Annotated in this window: 15 protein-coding genes and 4 pseudogenes; 12 read left to right on the top strand and 7 right to left on the bottom strand. The window is 70.4% G+C overall.

Annotated features, from left to right (window positions below; translation table 11 throughout):
* Positions 1-88 precede the first annotated feature (88 nt).
* Positions 89-412 (bottom strand): immunity 49 family protein, encoded by a 324-nt coding sequence (locus ACIP67_RS42850; protein WP_401700072.1) that lies wholly within the window; start codon positions 410-412, stop codon positions 89-91.
* Between ACIP67_RS42850 and ACIP67_RS42845 the strand changes: the two are divergent.
* Both ACIP67_RS42845 and ACIP67_RS42840 read left to right on the top strand, forming a co-directional pair.
* Positions 411-1,102: pseudogene (locus ACIP67_RS42845) on the top strand (IS5 family transposase); the annotation flags it as partial. The gene ACIP67_RS42850 and the pseudogene ACIP67_RS42845 overlap by 2 nt on opposite strands.
* Positions 1,103-1,747: 645 nt before the next feature.
* Positions 1,748-2,302 (top strand): hypothetical protein, encoded by a 555-nt coding sequence (locus ACIP67_RS42840; protein WP_401700070.1) that lies wholly within the window; start codon positions 1,748-1,750, stop codon positions 2,300-2,302.
* A gap of 221 nt (positions 2,303-2,523) precedes the next feature.
* Here the strand turns inward: ACIP67_RS42840 and ACIP67_RS42835 are convergent, their stop codons facing one another.
* The 4 genes from ACIP67_RS42835 to ACIP67_RS42820 form a co-directional block, all read right to left on the bottom strand.
* Positions 2,524-5,073 carry a tyrosine-type recombinase/integrase gene (locus tag ACIP67_RS42835; RefSeq protein WP_401700068.1) on the bottom strand — a complete coding sequence of 850 codons (2,550 nt, stop codon included), beginning with the start codon at positions 5,071-5,073 and terminating at the stop codon, positions 2,524-2,526.
* Positions 5,070-5,984: a tyrosine-type recombinase/integrase gene (locus ACIP67_RS42830; protein WP_401700066.1), complete on the bottom strand. Its 915-nt coding sequence runs from the start codon at positions 5,982-5,984 to the stop codon at positions 5,070-5,072. The genes ACIP67_RS42835 and ACIP67_RS42830 overlap by 4 nt, the downstream gene beginning before the upstream one ends.
* A 364-nt stretch (positions 5,985-6,348) precedes the next feature.
* A complete protein-coding gene (locus tag ACIP67_RS42825; RefSeq protein ID WP_401700064.1) occupies positions 6,349-6,906 on the bottom strand; it encodes a DUF6368 family protein in 558 nt (185 codons plus the stop codon).
* Between the two features lie 254 nt (positions 6,907-7,160).
* Positions 7,161-7,898 (bottom strand): flavodoxin family protein, encoded by a 738-nt coding sequence (locus ACIP67_RS42820; RefSeq protein ID WP_401700061.1) that lies wholly within the window; start codon positions 7,896-7,898, stop codon positions 7,161-7,163.
* Between the two features lie 140 nt (positions 7,899-8,038).
* On the opposite strand from ACIP67_RS42820, the pseudogene ACIP67_RS42815 reads away from it, so the two are divergent.
* The 4 genes and pseudogenes from ACIP67_RS42815 to ACIP67_RS42800 all read left to right on the top strand — a co-directional run.
* Positions 8,039-8,419, top strand: a pseudogene (locus ACIP67_RS42815) (hypothetical protein); the annotation flags it as partial.
* A 278-nt stretch (positions 8,420-8,697) separates the two neighbouring features.
* Complete coding sequence (locus tag ACIP67_RS42810; RefSeq protein ID WP_401700058.1) at positions 8,698-9,168, top strand: hypothetical protein; 471 nt, start codon at positions 8,698-8,700, stop codon at positions 9,166-9,168.
* Between the two features lie 41 nt (positions 9,169-9,209).
* Positions 9,210-10,070: an alpha/beta fold hydrolase gene (locus ACIP67_RS42805; RefSeq protein WP_401700055.1), complete on the top strand. Its 861-nt coding sequence runs from the start codon at positions 9,210-9,212 to the stop codon at positions 10,068-10,070.
* A 384-nt stretch (positions 10,071-10,454) separates the two neighbouring features.
* Entirely contained in the window at positions 10,455-11,411 is a 957-nt protein-coding gene (locus tag ACIP67_RS42800) for an SDR family NAD(P)-dependent oxidoreductase (RefSeq protein ID WP_401700053.1), read from the top strand.
* A gap of 195 nt (positions 11,412-11,606) precedes the next feature.
* Here the strand turns inward: ACIP67_RS42800 and ACIP67_RS42795 are convergent.
* Positions 11,607-11,894 (bottom strand): annotated as a pseudogene (locus ACIP67_RS42795) (decarboxylase); the annotation flags it as partial.
* Here ACIP67_RS42795 and ACIP67_RS42790 point away from each other — a divergent pair.
* The 3 genes and pseudogenes from ACIP67_RS42790 to ACIP67_RS42780 form a co-directional block, all read left to right on the top strand.
* A pseudogene (locus ACIP67_RS42790) lies at positions 11,885-12,336 on the top strand (MFS transporter); the annotation flags it as partial. The pseudogenes ACIP67_RS42795 and ACIP67_RS42790 overlap by 10 nt on opposite strands.
* 263 nt (positions 12,337-12,599) lie before the next feature.
* A complete protein-coding gene (gene dacB / locus ACIP67_RS42785) occupies positions 12,600-13,976 on the top strand; it encodes a D-alanyl-D-alanine carboxypeptidase/D-alanyl-D-alanine-endopeptidase (RefSeq protein WP_401700050.1) in 1,377 nt (458 codons plus the stop codon).
* Positions 13,977-14,611: 635 nt separating this feature from the next.
* Entirely contained in the window at positions 14,612-15,577 is a 966-nt protein-coding gene (locus ACIP67_RS42780) for a ricin-type beta-trefoil lectin domain protein (protein ID WP_401700047.1), read from the top strand.
* A 712-nt stretch (positions 15,578-16,289) separates the two neighbouring features.
* Here the strand turns inward: ACIP67_RS42780 and ACIP67_RS42775 are convergent.
* The gene (locus ACIP67_RS42775) at positions 16,290-17,378 is read right to left on the bottom strand and encodes an alcohol dehydrogenase catalytic domain-containing protein (RefSeq protein WP_401700045.1); all 1,089 of its coding nucleotides are present in this window, start codon (positions 17,376-17,378) and stop codon (positions 16,290-16,292) included.
* Between the two features lie 102 nt (positions 17,379-17,480).
* Between ACIP67_RS42775 and ACIP67_RS42770 the strand changes: the two genes are divergently transcribed.
* The 3 genes from ACIP67_RS42770 (at position 17,481) to ACIP67_RS42760 (ending at position 19,442) form a co-directional block, all read left to right on the top strand.
* On the top strand, positions 17,481-18,374 hold the full coding sequence (locus tag ACIP67_RS42770; RefSeq protein WP_401700043.1) for a LysR family transcriptional regulator: 894 nt from the start codon (positions 17,481-17,483) through the stop codon (positions 18,372-18,374).
* 297 nt (positions 18,375-18,671) lie between these two features.
* Entirely contained in the window at positions 18,672-18,821 is a 150-nt protein-coding gene (locus ACIP67_RS42765; RefSeq protein WP_401700041.1) for a hypothetical protein, read from the top strand.
* 261 nt (positions 18,822-19,082) lie between these two features.
* Positions 19,083-19,442, top strand: coding sequence for a hypothetical protein (locus ACIP67_RS42760; protein WP_401700039.1), 360 nt, complete (start codon positions 19,083-19,085; stop codon positions 19,440-19,442).
* Positions 19,443-19,586 lie beyond the last annotated feature (144 nt).

Raw genomic sequence — 19,586 nt, 5'->3', positions numbered from 1 at the left:
CTGCAGACACTCCTCGCCCTCTGGACCGGCGCTTGCCCCACCTGTCACCGCGACATACCCACGGTGATACGAACCTGACCAAGCCCTACTAGAAGGGTTGGGCGGCCTGCAGGAGGTTCTGCGGGAGGTAGGGGGATTCGACGTGGATGGCCCAACCGCGGCGGCGGGCGTGGCAGGCCAGGGCGAGGATGTCGAGGTTGATGGAGGCGTCCGGATCGTCGGCGCGGTCGGCGACCTGGTAGTGGGCGCGGTGGGTTTCGAGGGCGTCGGCCAGGGCCAGGTTGAAATTCTCCGCGTCACCTTCCACGAGCTGCGACAGCAGCACGGCCGGCGGCATGGCGAAGCCCCAGTGCTTGGCCTTCTCGGCCTGTTCCAGCGCCCGCTGCGCGGCCTGGCTCGTTGGGCTGGTCATGGGGCGGGGGACGTGGAGTTGGATTGTTCTGGACGGGTTGTGGGAGATCGCGGAGCCGTTGATCCCGCCGTCGAAGGTGCGGCCGCAGGGTGGTGGGACGCAGGACACGGCTGATGAGACGTTGTTCGCGGCGATCGTCTACGTGCTGGTCAGCGGGTGTGCCTGGCGGGCTCTGCCGCCGTGCTTCGGGATATCGAAGTCGACGGCCCACCGCAGGTTCCTGATCTGGTCGAGAGCGGGTGTCTGGGGCCGGCTGCACGAGGAGGTCCTGCGCCGCCTGGACGACGCGGGCTTGCTCGACCTGTCGAGGGCGGTGCTCGACTCCGCACACGTGAGGGCTGAAAAGGGGGCGAGCTCACCGGTCCGAGCCCCGTGGACCGGGGCAAGCCGGGCTCCAAGATGCACGTCCTGTCGGACGCGCAAGGACTGCCCCTCCTCGTCGGCCTCTCCGCGGCCAACACCCACGACAGCCTCGCGCTGAAGCCGATGATCCTGGGCAACCAGACGAGACACGACCCCCACCGCGGACGGTACTTCAAGCCCACGCGCCTGCACGCGGACAAGGCCTACGACGTGCGTCACCTGCGAAAGTGGCTGTGGGGCATGCACATTGGCGTACGCATCGCCCGCAAGGGCATCGAGTCGAGCCAACGACTGGGGCGCCGCCGATGGGTCATCGAGCGGACCATGTGCGCCACGAGGCGCTCTGTTTGTATCCCCGGTTCAGCCGGGAGGAACTCGGAAGGAGGTTTCTGGGCCGGATGACTTACCTGGATCCGAAAGGTGAAGGGGACAACAGCATGTCAGAAAACCAGTGACCGGACCCAGTTGTCAGGGACGGTGTGCTGGGCGGCCCGCGCGATATGGCGAAGACTGGATTGTTTGAAGCCCTATCTCCAGAAGATGGAAGTTCCCATCCGTCGGAAAGACAACTGAAATCGGCGCCGCACTCTGCTCCAGCTTCGATTGTTGGCCGACTCAACCACCGCTACGAACGCCACCCCCGCAACTACCTGGCCCTTCCTCGGCCTCGCAGCCGCCCTCTGCTGCTGCAAACGACTGGCCCGCCACACCACATAGGACACGGTCTTAGAGAGGAGCAACGGTGGAGTGCCCTCTTGTCTGCCCCCGCACGTCTTGTGTCCCGATGGCGGGGGGTAACAGAGTGAGATGCTTATGCCGAGCCACCCGAGGGGGGACGCCTTGCACCAGCACGAGCGCATGCACAGGGAATCGACCGGAGGGGCACCCGCCAGGGCACCGCGGCGGTCTGCTCCGACCGGCCCAACTGGTGACCTGCCGCGGGGAACGGCCGGCCCCCTGGGCCCGTCGGCAGTGACCGTCCTGCAGCGCATGGCGGGCAACGCCGCGACAACGCGTGCGCTGGCGGCCGACCGCGGTCGCACGCCACGTGGCACGGACCCGACCGTCCAGCGCGCCGAGAACGACAACGCCGGCGGGGGCACAACAGCCGGCGCGGCGGAGGCGAAGAGCGTTGCCGAGGGCGAAGTCAAAAGTGTCGGCCCGGGCGGCACGATCACCTATCCCTCGGTCACAAGCTGCTTGACCATCACCGTCTACCTCCGGGACGGCGGCAAGGTCGGCGGTCATGCCAGTCTGTTCAAAGCGTCCGGTGGCATGTACTCGGACCAGATCCTGCCGGCGATAAAGGCACAGGTGGGCAAGAGCAGGGTGGAGAGGATCGACGTCAGTGGTGCCATCTCGTCGTGGAACCCCGCGTACTTGAAGACTGCCATCGAGAATTCCAACTCGGTCCCGGAGCAAAAGAACGACCCGGACGGTATCCGCGAGGTCGTGTCCAGCGTCTTGGGCCGACAGGCGAAGAAAGTCTCCGTACAGGAGACTCCGGACGGCACGCTGACCAGGTGAGAGGGCGAGAGACTGCCGCCCTCCGACCGCCGGCGCTTCCGATTGCGATGCGCCGGGGGCCTGCCGGGAGGTTGGCGTAGTCCGCGAGGTTGTCGAGCAGTTCGCGGGCGCCGGGGGTGTTCAGGACGACGTCCTGGACGCGGGGGTGGAGGCCGTCGAGATCGAGAATGTCACGGGCGGCGGCGGGGTCGCGGAGCCGGTCGCAAACGTCCTCGATCCGGTCAGCGGTCGGCGGGATCGGCCTGCCGTAGGAGTCCGTGGGCAGGTGCAGGTAGCCGAACGAGATCAGCCGTATCGGGTGCATGCGGGGACTCTCCTGGTGGTGTGGGAGGGGCGGGTGGGTCGGTGAAGACGGGCATGCCGAGGTCGACCAGCTGTGGCCGGCCGTCGGTTGGGGCGCGCTTGAGGCTGTGCAGCTTGGCGTTGGCGGCGTCGAGGCTGACCTGGAGTCCTTCGACTTCGCCGAGCCAGCCGTTGGCGCGGGCCTCGCGGACGCACTCGCGGAGGTTCTGGATGATCTCGATGAGTCGGGATCGCTGGCGTGGGTCGATCTGGAGGACGGGGCAGCGGATGCAGGCGTGTTCGTGCTTGCAGGGGGTCCCGTAGGGGCGCCCGCAGGTGCCGAGAGAGACCTTGCGGAGCTCGAAGTGCTGCTGGAATTCGCGCCACTCCTGCGCGGTGGGCTCCCGGTATTCCTCGACGGGGCGTTGGGCGCGGCAGCGGTCGAGGAAGCCGCGGTAGGTGCGGATCAGGTCGTCCTGGAAGACCGCGAGGTATGCCTGGGTGGTCGTCAGGGTCTTGTGTCCGAGGATGCGGGCGGCGATGTGGACGGGAAGGCCGCCGGTGACGGCCTCGGTCGCGAACATCCTGCGGAAGTCGTGGGGCGTGTAGCGCATCGGGTTGCCTGCCTGGTCGCGCAGCCCCATCCGGGCCAGGGTCTTGCGGAGCAGGCGGGCGACGGTGTTCTGCCCCATGAGCTGCGGCTGCCAGTAGTGGCGGCGCTGGAACAGGTGTGGCAGCAGCGGTCCGGTGACGCGTTCGTGGTCGTCGTAGCGGGCGATGAGCGGGATCTTGCCGCCGTTGGCGTCGCGGAGGCGTTTGATGATCGTGGCCAGGACACTGGCCAGTTCCGGGCTGACCAGCAGCAGCCGTTCCTCGTTGCTCTTGGACGGCACGATCTGGAGGAGCGGGACGATCTCGCCGGTGTCGGGGAGCTTGTAGGAGACCAGCGCGAGGTGCGTGATCTCGGTGAGTTCCTCGACGCGTACTCTGGTGTGCCGCAGGGTCTCGATGACGGCCCAGGCCCAGAACGCCTCGTCCTCGGCCATGCTCTGGTTGACCCGCTTCGCGCTGCCCTCGGTCTGGATGTAGACGTGCGGGGTGACATGGTCGGGACGGCTGGTGACCTTGTGGGCTGCAGGCAGGACCCGCAGGTAGCGGGCGCCCTCGTGCTCGAAGTACGTGTCGAACGCGGTGGCCTTCGCCGCGGCCAGCAGCGCGGCGGTCGTGTCCCGTTCGCGTTCGGCGGCTTCGACCAGGTGCCCGAGGTGGGGGAGCCGCTCGCGGACCCGCTGGTGCATGCGGGCCTGGGTCTGCGCCACGGCCTTGCGGTTGCCCGCGCCGTCCCCGCGGCGGATCGGGCTGGGACAGGCCCACTGGGCCCAGAACGGGTCTTCGTGTGCCCATTCCTGGATGTCGAGGTAGAAGCCGCGGATGCGCATCATGACGTCGTAGCGGGAGCGGCGCTCCACCACCTCGCCGCTCTTGTTGACGTAGGTGAGCAGCCGCTGCTTCCAGCCGTCGACCACTTCCTCGGGCAGACGGAGGCTGTCGATGCCGGGGTGGTGTGCCTCGATGTCGGCCCAGAAGACTCCGGCCAGCTCGCGGGCCAGGCCGACGAAGGTGCCGTAGTTGACACCGGGACGGCGCTCTTCGAGGTAGCGGACCAGCAGGTTGCGCACGGTCGTGCTTTGGAGGTTGTAGAAGTCGACCAGCTCGGCGGTGGGGCGCTGGCCGTGCCGCAGCGCGTCCTTGAGGATGTCCTTGGAGTGGATCACCCCGGCGCCGCGCAGCAGGTCCCAGGCGCTGTGGGTGCCGTCGTAGGAGTAGCCGATGGCCCGCCGCCCCCAGGCCCGCGCCACGAACACGTCCTCGGCGGTCATCTGGGCGAGGTCGCGTCCGGTGTGCAGGATCATCTTGGAGATCACACGCAGGCCCTCGTCGACGTGCCGGCCCGTCATTCCCAGGTCGTTGCCGTGCCGGCGCATCTGCTCCAGCGTCCCGGCCGGGAACATCCGCTGGACGTCCTTGAACAGCGCCATGGCCTTGTAGCCGCGCAGGAACTCGTAGTCGGGAAGCACGACGCGGCTGATGAACATGCTGTTCAGGCCACTCAGCAGTGTTGAGCGGCGCCCCTGGTAGCTGTGCCCGTTGTCGGTCTGGGCAAGCAGCTGCTCGATCCACTCCTTGCCGCGGTCGGCGCCGGCCGCGCGCCAGCGGGCCTGCCAGCCGTCCCCGGGGTGCGTCAGGAGCCAGTCGAGGACCTGCCCGGCCCCGATCAGGCGGTTGCGGCCCAGCATCCGGCCGTTGGTGCAGTCCTGCGCCGGCCAAACCGGGGAGAGCGGCAACAGGGCCAAGACGTCGTCGCGCCCCACATGTTCATGGGGGCCGACGCGCTTCTCGTCGGCCTGCACGTCGTGTGCGACGAACAGGCGCCGCTCGGGAGCGGGGCCGGTGCCCGCGAGCATCACGCGGTTGGCACGGCGGCTCATGCCCCACCACCCCCGAACAGCACGTCCAGGTCGCCGGCCTCGTAGCCGCCCGCCACCGCTGGCGGCGGGATTTTCGCTCGGTCCTTCACCTCGGCCAGATGCTCCTGAACTCGGCGGATGACCTGGGCTTCCTCCTCCACCAGGTAGATGTCCGCCGTGGTGGACAGGTGGGCGTGACCGAGGATGGTCTGCACGTCCCGCAGCGACAGGCTCTCGTCGCGGGCCATGCGCAGGGCCGCCGTGTGCCGCAGGTCGTGCATCGACCAATTCGTGCCCAACAGCGCGTTGACGCGGCGGAACACCGCGCGAAGCGCCTCGTAGTTCATGACCTGGTAGGCCAGCCCCTCGCCGTGGTCACGGCGGCGAAGCGTCCACCACAGCGCAGCCTGCGGGTCCAGCGGCGGGCCTTCGGCCAGGTAGAGGCGAATCCAGATGAACGCCTCCGGGCTGGCCGGCAGCCACTGCTCGGCGAGCGTGCCCTTGCCCACGACCTTCACGAGCTGGTCGCCCCAGTCGAGATCGACCCCGCGTACTCCCAGCAGCTCGGAGGCGCGGGCGCCGTTGCTGACGGCCAGGGCGAGGATCGCCCGGTCCCGGTTCGAGCGCAGGGTTGCGAACAGCTCGTTCCACCGCTCATCGGGCATCTGCCGCGGGCGCCGCTTGGGGACCTTCGGGTTGTAGCGCAGCCTCCCCTCACCCCGGTAGGGCTCCAGCGGCCTGTGGTGGGCGTGCGTCCGTCGCCGGTCCGACCGGGCGAGCGGTACCGGGTTGACCAGCGGGCCGCCGCCGGTCTCGATCCAGAAGTCGTAGAAGCTGCGCAGCACCGCGTTGCTGTGCCGGATCGTTCGCGGCTTGTAGAGGTCGTCCAGGTACGTCTTCTTCGTGATGGGGTTCGTCGTACCTGCGGTCAACGTGGAATGGGTGCGTGCCGATCGGCGCGGCTTCCTCGTAGCCCGTAGCCACAGCACGAAGTCCCGCACCTCAACCGAGGTCGCACGATCCACGCGACGTTGACCACTCGCAGCCACCGCCACCAGCGCAGCAGGTCGTAGGCGTAACTGCGCACGCTGCCGCCCGGTTGTCCCGGGCGATGAAGTCGATCAGGAACCTGCGGACCGGCTGCACGACCTTCCCCTCCTCATCGAAGACCAGCCAGGGGACGACACCTGGGTCCGTAGCCACCCGCCCCCCCACCGCGGGAGCTGGATGGCGCGGACATCACGGGATTGCTCGTTCAACTCCGTTGCGCTCCTTCGTTCTCGGATGGCGCAACGTCTACCGACTAGGCCGGGCGGGGGATGCGCCCCGGCTCGGCGTGTCCTCGCGTAATCCGGTCAACGTCTCGATGCCGACCTCCCCTGCAGGCGATTTTCGGAACTCCGCTGAGCCGTACACAGCGGGCCACGGATCAGTCGTCGTTGTGACGATGCCCGGAAGGCCGGCGACGACCGGCACCTGGTCTTCTCGCAGTTCAGCGCTGGCGACGCCGCCGATCAGTTCCATGACGGCGGCGGTCGACAGGGCTGTGACGGCGTGGTCGACCGGACTGTTGCAGAACGCGATGACGTCGACCCCGTGGGTCGGGGTGAAGCCAATGAGAAGTTCCTGGTCGGAACGTGTGCCAGCCCTCGAGAGAGACCGTACTGGACACCCCGGTGACGTCGGTGGACGTGAGCGCGGACGGCGGCACGACCTGGAACCCGGCCGAGCTGGAACCGGATCACGGACACCGATGGGCCTGGCGCCGGTGGTCCTTCCCGTGGTCCGCCGTCCCCGGCGACCATGTCCTGAGCACCCGTGCCCGCGGCGACGCAGCGGGGAGGACCCAGCCACTGGAACAGCCCCGGAACCGGAGCGGGTTCGCCAACAACCTCGTCCAGCGGGTGCACCGGTGTTCTGCCCCGACCCCGCCGACAGCGCATGACCGCACGGCCCGGCTGTCCAGCCCTGATCGCGGCGAGGGCCTGAAGGCCGTCCGGCCCGGGCCCGGCCCTTACGACGCACACTCGCGCATGGCGGGAGTGGAGGAGGTGCCGGCAAGGTTCGAGTCACGGCGACCGGTACGAGACCCTGGCTTGCGGTGCTGCTCAGCGGTGCTCGGGGTTGTCCGCCCCCGACCGACAGCCGGCAGCCCACTCCGAGCGCTGATTGCCGTGGGCCGGGATGCCACCGGCACGCTTGAGCAGGGCCGCGAGGTGCATCAGGTTCCAGGTCATGAAGCTGGTGTTGCGGTTGGTGAAGTCGTTGTCCGGGCCGCCCGAACCGGGGTCCAGATACGACGGGCCGGGCCCCGCCGCGCCGATCCAGCCCGCGTCCGCCTGCGGCGGGACGGTGTAGCCGAGGTGCTGCAGGCTGTAGAGGACGTTCATGGCGCAGTGCTTCACGCCGTCCTCGTTGCCGGTGATCAGACAGCCGCCGACGCGTCCGTAATAGGCGTATTGTCCCCGGGGGTTGAGCAGGCTCGAACAGCTGTACAGGCGCTCGATGACCTGCTTGGTGACGGAGCTGTTGTCGCCCAGCCAGATGGGCCCCGCCAGCACCAGGATGTCCGCGGCCATCACCCGCTCGTACAGCGCCGGCCAGGCGTCGGTGCCGAAGCCGTGCTCGGTCATGTCCGGGTAGACGCCCGGGGCGATGTCCTCGTCGACCGCACGGATGAGCTCCGTGGTCACCCCGCGCCCGTCCATGATCGCCCGGCTCTTGTCGATGAGTCCCTGGGTGTGGCTGAGTTGGGGTGACGGCTTGAGCGTGCAGTTGATGAAGAGTGCGCGCAGGTCGTCGAAGCGGTGACCGTCCTCGGTGGACGGGGCGTGCGGTGCTGCCATGGCGGGTCCCCGGGTTGTAGGGCGGACAGGGGAAGGAGCGGGGAGCCGGTACTCCGCGCCGCCCGGCGGCAGAATCTCGCGGAAAGCGCCCGTTGTCCCGCCGCGACACACCGGCAGGCCTGCACCGCACCGAGATCTTCGTGTTCCACCGTGAGGCCCGGCTGACCGTTCATGGCGGGTGGCTGCTGGTCGAACCTGTCTGTGCAGGCCGCCCCGACGGGCGTCCCGGGCGGCGAAACGGGTGTCTCGGGAGCGGCGGCGCACAAGGGAGTCCGCCGCCGACGGGCCGAGGGTGAGGGGCAAGGGGCAAGGGGCGAGGGGCGAGGGGCGAGGGGCGAGGGGCGAGCCTCGCCGACCGCTCCAGCCGCCCCGCACGACACCGCGTCGAACTCCGGAGGCCGTGGTGGCCCGGGTCTGCCGACTCCGGCGGACCTGCGGACTCGGTCCCGCGCGGCTCGGCCCGATCCTGCCTGCCCGCCTCGGCCACCCACCGGGTCCTGACACACCAGGGTCCGAACCGGCCGGTCCAGCCTGGAATGCGCAGGTGGCGAAAGCCTGGATCTGTCAGAGCCCGTGAGCGGGGTTTCCGGCACGGACGGTCAGCGCAGCGCGGCGCTCGTCATGGCGTGCGGCCGAGTCGCGGGTCCGGTCCCGACACGCCCCGGGTCCCCGCCATATCCATGAGCATACCCATGGCCATGCCCATGGGTTCGGCCCTCGCTGAATCTCGTATGCAACAAGGCGGATGGGGCAGAATCGTGCAGAACGCACACCACGCAGCAGCGCTTCGGGGGTACTCATGACATCAGCAGGCCTGCCGTCTCAGGCAAGCGGCGCCCCAGGTCACGCCCAGCCGCGCGGGACGTCACAGGAAATCGCCCTGCTCCTCGAGGAATACCGCACACTGCGGGAGGAGATCATCCACCGTGTCGCCGGCCGCATGCAGATGATCGGCTTCGCCGGCATCATCTCCGCTTTACTGGTCGTCTCCGACAAGTTGAACTTCGGCGCACCCGCCTTCTACGTGGCCATCCTCGTTCTTGTCGTGGCTCTCTTGTGGCTACGTGGCATCAACCGGGCCATCCAGCGCATCGGCCGGCACCTGCGCAAGATCGAAGAACGCGTCAACGCACTCGCAGCACAGGGGTACGGCAGCACCGACGCGGTTCTGACGTGGGAAACCCTGGCGCAGGAAGGACGTATGCGCGTTCGCGGCGTACCCGGTCTCGTGGGCCGCTTCGGCGGTTGGTACCTGCGCGTCGGGGGTTGACGTCCGACGGCGGAGAGCGCTCGCCCTACACTCCCCGTCCCATGAGCCAACTTCTGACGGCAGCACTTCCCGAAGCCGTCGACCGCACAGACCTTCACACCGGCCGGGGGCGCTTCGCCTGCTTGGAAGCCGGCCCTCGACACGGCACCTGCAAAGGGTCAGCGCTCCTGCTGCCGGGACTGACAGGCAGCAAGGAGGACTTCGCTCCCCTGCTGCCCCTGCTTGCCGCAGCCGGATACCGCGCCGTGGCTGTCGACGGTCGGGGCCAGTTCGAGACGGAGGGCCCCGACTCCTCGTCGGCCTATGCTCCGGCCGAGCTGGCGGCTGATGTCATCGCTCAGACCCGGGCGCTGGGGGACGGTGCCGTGCACCTCGTGGGCCACTCGTTCGGAGGATTCGTCGCGCGGGAAGCGGTGCTCCTCGGGGCCGACGTCGAGTCGGCCATGCCCTGGTCCACTCTGACTCTGCTCAACTCCGGTCCGTCCACGCCGTCCGCCCATCAGCGTGAGCGGATTCAGCTCCTCATCGACGCCCTGGCATCGATGCCGAAGGACGACATCTGGACCTTCGTGCGTCCCGCCCAGGCAGGTCAGGACGCTGAGGAGCTGATGCATGACCGTTGGACACGCACCGCTGCGCAGAGCCTCACCTGCGCTGCTCGATGGATGCTCGATCCCGCCTCGTCGCTCTCCGATCTGGCGAGATGTGACATCCCCAAGCTCGTTCTGGCCGGTGAACCGGACGAGTCCTGGTCCGTCCGAGAGCTGGACAGCATGGCGGCACAGCTGAGGGCCGAACGTCTCACCGTCCCCGCCGGCGGGCACTCACCCAGCATCCACTGCCCCGAGGCGACCGCTGAATCCCTCGTCGAGTTCTGGAACAGGAAGGGCCGACGCCCCTGACACGTCGCGTTGACGTCGATGTCGGGCGGCTGCGCGAGGGCGCAGGGGACGGCGCAGGGGACGGCGTCGGGCCCGATCGCGTGGGCGCGGCAGAGGCGCATGGCCTCGGCGGCTCCGGCCTCGGTGATGATGCCGGCGAGCTCGGAGTCGGCCACCTCGCGAGGAGGTCGCCCTGCTCGCCGGGGTCAGCGTGCTCCGGTCGGCCCACGTGACGTTCACCGGCACGGTGCGGCGACGGGCCGGCCCGTGTCGGTGGGACATCGGCCGTCCGGCGGGACTGTCGGTGATCTCTCGGCGATGTGTCGGTGGCCGCTGGAACCGTGGGCGTCGAGTTGCCCGGCAGCCGGCCGCAGCCGTCTTCAGCAGCAAGGGAGTCCCGTCGCCATGTCGTCCGTATCCTCCACCCCGCCCTGGAACGTCCTACGGCTGCCGCGTGCCGACGGCAGCGTCTTCCTGGTCACCGGCGGCAACGCCGGTATCGGGTACTTCGTCGCGGAGCAGTTGTCGGCGACCGGAGCGACCGTCGTACTCGGCAGCCGGAACCCCACGAAGGCCGAGGTTGCCTCGGCTTCGATACGTGCGCGTGTTGCTGGTGCGCGGGTACGGGCGATACGGCTGGACCTCGCCGACCTCCAGTCGCTGCGATCAGTGGCGGAATCACTGGAGGTGGACCGCCTGGACGCGGTGGTCCACAACGCCGGCGTCGCGCTTGACGACCCGCCGCGCGAGGAGACGGGGGACGGCCACGAGCTCATGTTCGGCACGAACCACCTTGGGCACTTCGCGTTGACCCACTGGCTGATGCCGCTGCTGTCGGCTGCGTCGGCGGCCCGCGTCGTGACCGTGGGCAGTTTCGCGGCGAAGTCGGAGCGGCTCGACCTGGACGACCTACAGTCCTGGCAGGACTACCAGCCCAAACGCACCTACGGGCGTTCCAAGTTGGCGCAGATGTACTTCGGTGTCGAACTCGACCGCCGCCTGCGCACCGTCGGCAGCACGGTGGCGAGCGTGGTGGTCCATCCCGGCGGCGCGCTGGACTCCCTCACCCCGTCACGGCCGCCGATCCATGTGCAGACGACCGGCGCGCGGCTGAGCGCGGCACCCGCAGCCCTCCTCGTCCAGGGCAAGCATGCCGGCGCGTGGCCCGCGGTCCGGGCGGTGCTCGACCCGGCCGTGCGGGGAGGCCAACTGTGGGGCCCGCGCGTCTTCGGCCTGCGCGGCGAGCCCCGACGTGAACCGGTGTGGAACCACCTCACCGACACCTCCGTCGCGGCGCGGTTGTGGGACGCGAGCTGTGACCTGACCGGCGTCGGCCCCGGTGCCGTCCTCGGCTCACACTGACACCCGTCCGACACTTTTCGACGGGTCGTTGTCGTCCGGGCGGCAGTGGGCGCGAACGGGGCCGGCTCGTTCGCGACGCCGCAGGGAGTCCGGGCACCGGGGTGTCGGTACCGAGAACCGGGCACCGAGCACCGAGCACCGCCGGGACGGCACTTGTGCTTCACATCACACGCCGGGGGTGCATAGCGGGGTGGGGGCCAGTGCCTGGATGCGGCGCGTGGAGGCGATGCTCGCCTTGTTCACCGCCGCGTCGTCGAGGTCGTAGGCGGTCAGGCCCTCGGCCGCGCTCCGGCCGCGGCAGCCGACGACGGCGGTGTCGAAGCGCAGTGCCGCCAGGGAGGCGAGGGTGCGGGGCCCGGTGAGGGCTCCTTCGGCCGAGCGGGGACGTCCGCCGGGCACCATCAGCGTCGTCGGACTCGGCGAGTCGCTGAGGATGTGGACGGCCTGGAAGGACAGGGGCGTCACGGTGACCGGCTGCCTTCGGCTACGGCACCTACGCCGCGGCGATGACCATCAGCCGGCTGCTCGCCGATCGTCCGACCGCCCGGTTCGGGCCCGCGGCGATCCTGCGCCACGGATCGGCCATGGCCGCCGTCGGCATCACCATCGTGGCCCTCTCCCCGGGGATGTGGGCCGTGTTCGCGGGCTGGGCGCTGTTCGGCCTGGGCCAGTCGGGCTGCGTCCCACAGCTCTTCAGCGCGGCCGGGCACGCCGACCCCTCGGCCGCCGGCACCAACGTCCCCCGCGTCGCCGGGCTCGGTTATTCGGGTATTGCTCGCCGTCATCGGCTGCCTGACCCACCTGGCGCCTCTGAACGAGACCTTCCTGCTGATTGACCCTGCTGTGCGCGATCACCGCCGTGCCCGCGGGAATCCTGCGCACCGGCTCCGACCGCTCGCGCACGGCCGCGCGCAGCAGCCACTGACCGCCTGTGCGGCACGGCCCTGACACCGTGCCGCGCAGGCCCATCCCCTTACCCCGTGCCCCCTCACCTGCCGGCTCGGGATTCCCCCAACGGCCCTGCATTTTCCCGTCTCTTCACATGAGTACCGCATGCCCGGCCCAACCTGCCGACGGGTCTTCACATCTCCGGCCGGGTCCGAAATCGACGTCCCGGATGTCACACATGACGGGTGGTAGTGTGCGCGCCGATCTTGTTCCACACGTCCTCACTCCCCCCTGGATCCCATGAGTAATTCAGCAGAGGAAACACAGCAGACGACTGCCTTCGTGCCGGGCGGTCGGCACCAGAACCGGAGGATGAAGCGGAGCGGCGGCGCGGGTGTCCGGCGCGCGGTCGTCCTCGCGATGGCGGTGCCCGTCGCCTCGGCCGCGCTGGCCGGTCCCCCGGCCTTCGCCGCGGACAGGGACGCCACGACGACGGTCGGCAGCCGCGTCACGGACGGGACCGACCCCGACGATCAGCAGATGGCCGCCAACCTGGAGGCCCGCGTGCTTGACCAGCGGCTGGGCTCCGACGTGAGCGGTGTGGTCCTCGACGCGGACTCCGACGACACCCTGTGGGACCACAACGGCGCCACCGCGCTGATGCCGGCCTCCAACGCCAAGCTCGCCACGGCGACCGCCGCCCTGACCGTGCTGGGCCCCCAGCACCGGTTCACCACCAAGGTCGTCTACGGCGACGGCACCCTGACCCTCGTCGGCGGCGGCGACCGCACCCTCACCGGCGACGACCTCGCCGAGCTGGCTCGGACCGCGGCCGCCGGCCTGACGAAGGCCGGGCTGACGACGGTGAAGGTCGCCGTGGACGACAGTCTGTTCCCCGCGCCGTCACTGGCCGACGGCTGGAACGACGGCTACTACCCGGACACCGTCGCCCCGGTGCGCGCCCTGGTCGTCGACGGCCACGGAGTCCAGGACACCTCGATCGACGCCGGGCAGGCCTTCGCCGGGCTGCTCGCCGAGGACGGCATCACCGTCGACGGCGAGGTCATGCGCGGCACGGCCGGTCGCACCGACGTGCCGGTCGCGCGCCACACGTCGGCCCCGCTCTCGGACATCGTCAAGAAGATGCTCAAGACCAGCGACAACAACATCGCCGAGACCCTGCTGCGGATGACCGCGCTGGGGGCGGAACGCCCCGCCACCTTCGAGGGCGGCACCGAGGTCGTGCGCCAGGTGCTCGGTCACCGCTACGGCGTGTCCCTGGACAACTTCGAGATCCACGACGGCAGCGGCCTGTCGCGGACCGACCGCATCCCGGCGGCCACCCTCGCGCAGATCCTCGAACTCCTCACGGAGTCCCGCTACGCGAACACCCTGGGCTCCGTCCTGGACGGCCTGCCCGTCGCCGGCGAGGCGGGCAGCACCCTAGGCCCGGAGTGGGGCCGCTTCGACGACCCGAACTCCCAGTGCGCCGTCGGCAAGGTGCGGGCGAAGACCGGCACCCTCACCGGAGCCATCGCCCTGAGTGGTCTGACCCGGACCGAGGACGGCGAATGGAGGGTCTTCTCCTTCATCGAGAACGGCTCGACGGCCGCACCGGCCGACATCAAGGACGCGATGGACGGCCTAGCCGCGACCGTGAACGGCTGCTGGGCCTGAAGCCGAGCGCTGAGCACCAAGCACCAAGCACTGAGCGCTGAGCACTGAGCACTGAGCACTGAGCACTGAGCACTGAGCACTGAGCAGCAAAGCACCGAGCAGCGAAGCACCGAGTACCAGGCGCCGCCCGGCCGGGAGGCCGGGCGGCGTTCGCCTGTGCCCGGCGGCCGGACACGCTCTCCTCTCCCACGGCTCGTCCGGCATCTTCGGCCGCGCCGCCCGATGCGCCGGTTTGAGTCGTCACTCGCGGGCCGGTATGAGTCACATGTCACACGCCGTAGGGGTGAACCGGAACAGCGGCAGAACCGCTGCATGTGTGGGAAGGCCGGACCGCCTCCGAGGCCGGTCGGAGACCGACCGCAAGACGGCCGCGCCCGTGTCCCATGCCCCGCGCTCCGCGCTCCGCTCGAAAGGATCACATGAAGCCTCCACACACGCCCCGGTCGGCGCGAGATCTCCCCAAGAGAGTCCCGGGCAGCACCAGACGCGTCGGCTCCGATGCCGTACCCTCCCCGGACGGCCCCGCGGCCGACGACGCCTCGTCGGCCTCACCGGCGTCACCGGCCTCACCGGCCGCGCCGACCGCGTCGGCGAGCGGTGACCGGGCTCCCGAAACGGCCGGGGAAGGCACCTCTGTGCCCCGGCTCACCCAGTTCTCCTCGCTCGGGTCGCGGAGGAATGCCGGCCGCTTCCCCACAGCGTCGTCCTCGGCGTCCGACGCCCCGGCGGACGGCTCCGCCGCGGACCGGCCCGGCGGCTTCGCACGTCGCGGCGACGCGGACGGGCTCACCGCCGCGGACATCGTCGTACCGCTCAAGCCGGCGGCCCCGTACACCGGTGGCAAGGCCCGGCGCGAGGGGTTCCGGGGTGCCCTGGCCGTCGTGGGCATCGTGGGGCTGCTGTCGGCGGGCGGCGTCCTGCTGGCCCTGGGCCTGGCCGACCGTGATCAGAGCCCGGAGCGTGACAGGACGTCGGTGGGCGCAGGCTCGAACGGGCACGGTGCAGACGTCGTCGACGGGCTCGGCGGCTTGCCGGCTCCTTCGGTGAGCGCGTCCGGCACCGGGGCCGACAAGGAGCCCGACGGCTCCGCCGAGCCCACGTCCGCCTCGCCGGGAAGCAGTGCGTCGAGCGAGGACTCCGCGTCTCCGGGCGAACACGCCACCGCCTCGGCGCAGGACGAGCCCCGGACGAAGACGACCTCTCCGGCCGCCGCGCCGGGGGTGAACGTGGTCAGCCACGCGTCGCGGCGCTGCATCGACGTCGTGGGCGGCAAGGCCGCGCAGGGCGCGCGGCTGATGATCTGGGACTGCTCCTCGCAATCCGCCTCGCAGCACTGGACGTTCGCGTCGGACGGAACCATGCGCACGCTCGGCATGTGCGTGCAGCTCGCCGGCGCCTCGACCGCGGACGGGACGGACCTCGAACTGGCGGCCTGCGACGGGAGTCGGGCGCAGCTGTTCACCTTGAACGTCCGCAACGACCTGGTCAGCGCTCTCGCGGACAAGTGCACGGACGTACGGGACAACGGTACGGCCAACGGCACCCGGCTCCAGCTGTGGTCCTGCTCCGGCGGCAGCAACCAGAAGTGGTCCAACGCCTGAGACCCGGCGGCACCCCGGTAAGCGGCGCGCCGGACTGCCCGGTAGGGAGCAGCCGTCGCCACAGGCCCTCGCCACGGGCCGGCGGACGGTGCGGGCGGACCGGCCCTGTCGGTCAACCGGTCGCACCATGCCTGGAGCAGAGACCGCACAGCGGGGGGAGCGCGGTGGTGTCGTCCTGGCCGAGGGCGGCGAGCAGTTCCATGGTGCTGCTCGCCACGGGTGCCGCCGGGGCCCCGTCGCTCCCCTCCGCGGGCGCGAGCGTGCGGGGCGCTTCCGCGACGCAGGCGCGGGACACGCAAAAAAAAAGGGGGGGAAGGTTCCTTCCTAGGCAGAGACCTGTCTCTTCCGCCCGTGCGGCGGCTGACGGACCGTGGATGTGAGCCCGGCACGAACAGTGCTGACAGCGAGCCCACCACCCGGGTGCGGCGAGCAACCACATGTCACCCTCAGGAGCGTGTCCTCATGGCCAGGACCCAGAATCCTCACACGTATGCCGACTCTGCGGCGGGCGTGTTGGCCGGCGCCGGCCCTCCGCAGGGCGGCGACCGGATCCTCCCTGCCGGTGGCCCCTCGATATGTACTCTCGGAATCAGCCAGGAAGCAGTAGCCGGCCGAGCCCCAATTTGGCTTCGTTCACGTCAAACAGCAGCCGTACGGCCGCCTGTGCTCGTAAGAATGGAGGTCGTGCGGTGGTGGGGATCAGCGGGCCTTGTCAGCCAGCCGATGGGGTGAGGCTGGTGCGGTCGAACGGGCCACCGTGCGCGGCGGCGTACGCGATCGCGTCGTTGACAGCATCGAGGCCGAACGACCGGACTCGTTCGGGGGCGAGATCCAGGGTGCCCGAGGCGAGGAGCCGAATGATGCCGGCATTGGCTGTGCGCGGGTACATCCACTGCCCGCGCACGGTGATCGAGTTGCGCATGATCCAGGGGTACGGGAGTGCTAGGTCGTCGCCACCGAGCATGCCGACGCCGCCCATGAGGACGACGCGGCCGTACTCGCGCACGGTCATGGCCGCCGCGCGCGACGCCGAGCTGGGTGCGCTCGGAGGGAGCATGTCGATCACCATGTCGATCGTGCCGTCGGCCGCCGCGGACATCGCCGCGCGGTCGGTGGCCTCGTCACCGGTCAGCGGGACCGGGTGCAGCCGCGGACCGAACCGGTCCGCGAGGAGGTCGAGCGCGGCCTGCTTGCGGCCCGGGGCGACCACGCGGCCCGCTCCCATCGCGAGCGCGACCGCGACCGCGCTGCTGCCGAGGTTGCCGGTGGCCCCGCTGACGAGCAGCGTCTCGCCGGCTGCGAGCCCGCCTGCCAGCAGCCCGCCGTAGGAGATGGCGTGCACGGTGAGTGCGGCCCAGCGGGCCGGATCGTCCGCTGCCACGGTGGGCAGCGGGAAGACGTTCTCCGTCGGGACCCGCATGAGCTCGGCGAACGAACCGTCGTGCAGGTACCGGGCGAGCCGCGCGCCGCCCTCGCCGCGCGAGCTCCAGCCCTGGAGCGTGATGTCGGGCGTCAGGGCATCGTCCCGCGAGCGCACCGTCGAGTCGCACCACACCAGGTCACCGATGCGCAGCCGGGTGGCGTCCGGGCCGACGTGGATGATCCGCCCCACGCCGCCGACACCGGGCACGACAGGAGGGACAAGGGGGTAGTTCCGCTTGCCACCGAAGACTTCGGCCGCGTAGGGCGCCACGTTGGCGGCGAGGACCTCAACCACCACCTCACCGCCCCCGGCGTCGGGGTCGGGCACCTCCCGCACCGTGAGCGGGGCGCCGAACTGCGTGAGAACTGCTGCTCGCACGTGATGACCTCCGTGTTCGTCCGTGTTCGTGGAGATCGACACTAGGAGCTGGGTAGGCATGCGGGAAGCGATGATCTGGCATGTGTGGTATGCGTAGGTCGCATGGACATCTCCAGCGCGGGACTGCGGGTCCTGCGGCAGATCGCCGAGTCCGGCAGCTTCACCGCGGCGGCTGCCCGACTCGGCTACACCCAGTCGGCCGTCTCACGCCAGGCCGCCGCCCTCGAACGCAGCGCGGGCACCACCCTGTTCGAACGCCGCCCGGACGGGGTACGGCTCACTCCTTCCGGCTTGACCCTGCTGCGGCACGCCCACACAGTCCTGGCCTCGCTCGCAGCAACCGAGCGTGAGCTCGCCGGCACCGTCCCGCGGACCGAACTGGTGCGGCTCGGGGTAGTCCCGAGCGCCGGCGCGGCGATCCTGCCCGCCGCACTCGCACTCCTCGCACAGACCGATCCGCAGGTCACGGTCACCACCCGCGAGAGCACCACGCCCACCCTGATCCGGGCGCTGCGCGCGGGCTCGCTCGACCTCGCTGTGCTGACGTCCCGCCCACCCCACCGGCCCTTCGACGGCGACTCGCCGCGCCTGCACGTCGAGACCGTCGCGGACACCGAACTGGTCGTGGCAGTGCCCTCGACCGGAGAGTTCGCCGGACGCACCACGGTGCACATGGACGAGCTGGTCGGTGCCGCGTGGATCGCCACCCCGTCATCGAGCTCTGAGCCGCTGCTCGGCGTCTGGCCCGGCCTGCCCGGACGGCCTCGCGTCATCCACTCCGCGCGCGACTGGCTGACGAAGCTCCATCTGGTCGTCGGCGGCTTCGGCGTGACGACGGTGCCGTCCCGGCTCTCACCGGTGCTGCCGCCCGGGGTGAGCCTGCTGCGCGTGGACGGCGCACCCCCCGAGATCCGCAGGGTGCTCGTGGCCCGCCTCCCCGGCCGCCCCGCCCCGGCGATCACGGCCGTCACCCGAGCGATCATGTCGACCGCCTGAATCGCCGCCGAGGCCGCGCACGATCGCGTGTACCCCATTCCCCCTCACGGGTGGGCACCGCGGTCACCCGTGAGGCCTGTTCTTCGCAGTACCGGCGATCGGCTTCGCCGTTGTCACGGCCCTGCAGTTGCCGTTTCGGCATCGGCGGTCGCCAGCCCTGTACGACGGCCGGTCCGATCCCCGGGATGTGTGAAGCCCGCCCATGAGAAGGGTCGTTGCTGCACGTCAGGGGACCGTCTCCACCCGCGTGAGTGATCCCCACCGGGGGAGAGGCGCGGTTGAGAGGCGGCACTGGTCGTGGCGCTCGTCCCGGCGGGCGGCCCGGCACCGGTGGTGACGGCGGTGGTCCTGGCCTATCGGATCATCACCCTGTGGCTGCCGCTGCCGCTGCCGCTGCCGCCCGGGGCGGTGACGCTGGGCGCGCTGGTGCGGTTGAAGGTGATCTGACACACCTCCGTGGAGCCCCGGACAGGAAGGAAGCTCAACCGGACACGGCGCGTGGACCAGCCCGGACAGCAGCGCCGTGTCCGGGACGGCGCCCGGCGGTTGCCTCACATCGCCGGCGGCGGCAGCCTCCTAAGCACCCGACCGGCTCGACGGCCGCACCGGCCGTACCGCTCGCCGCATGGTCGGAATGCCAGGTGCGTGCACGCGCCACCGCCGCGCGACGCCGCGAACACGGCACAGTCACCGAACAGAAGGAGACCCATGCGTATACGCCATGCCCTCGCGACCGCCGCACTCGGCACCGCGCTCGCGGCCGGCACCACGGTCGTCCCGGCCGCGGCAGCCGCCCCCGCGGTCGCTCCGCCCGCCACCGCGGTGTCGGGCAGCTCCGCCACGCCGTCGAGTGACGTGTCCGCCACCGCGTACACGTCCTCGACGGGTGGCTACCTCCGGGAGGACTACTACGGGAGCGCCGACCCGGTGAGCTGGACCTACAACGGGGAGTCGCTCTACGTGTACACCTACGACTACAACTCGTACGGCAACAAGTGGTATTGGGTGAGGGACAGCGAGAACAACATCGGTTGGATCTACTGCGGCAACGTGACCGCCGGTTGCTGAACCGACCGCCAGGAGAGTTGTGGGGCCCCCCGCCCCCCGCGGGGCCCCCCCCCCGGGACCCCCCCCCCCCCCACCAGGGGCGGCCGGGGGGGGGGGCCCCCCCGGGGGCGGCGGGTTGGGCGGAAAACGAGTAGCCCGACCGCC

Origin of the sequence: Streptomyces sp. NPDC088812 (genome assembly GCF_044750285.1) — a bacterium.
Classification (GTDB): domain Bacteria; phylum Actinomycetota; class Actinomycetes; order Streptomycetales; family Streptomycetaceae; genus Streptomyces.
This window is presented reverse-complemented; position numbering and strand designations above follow the sequence as displayed.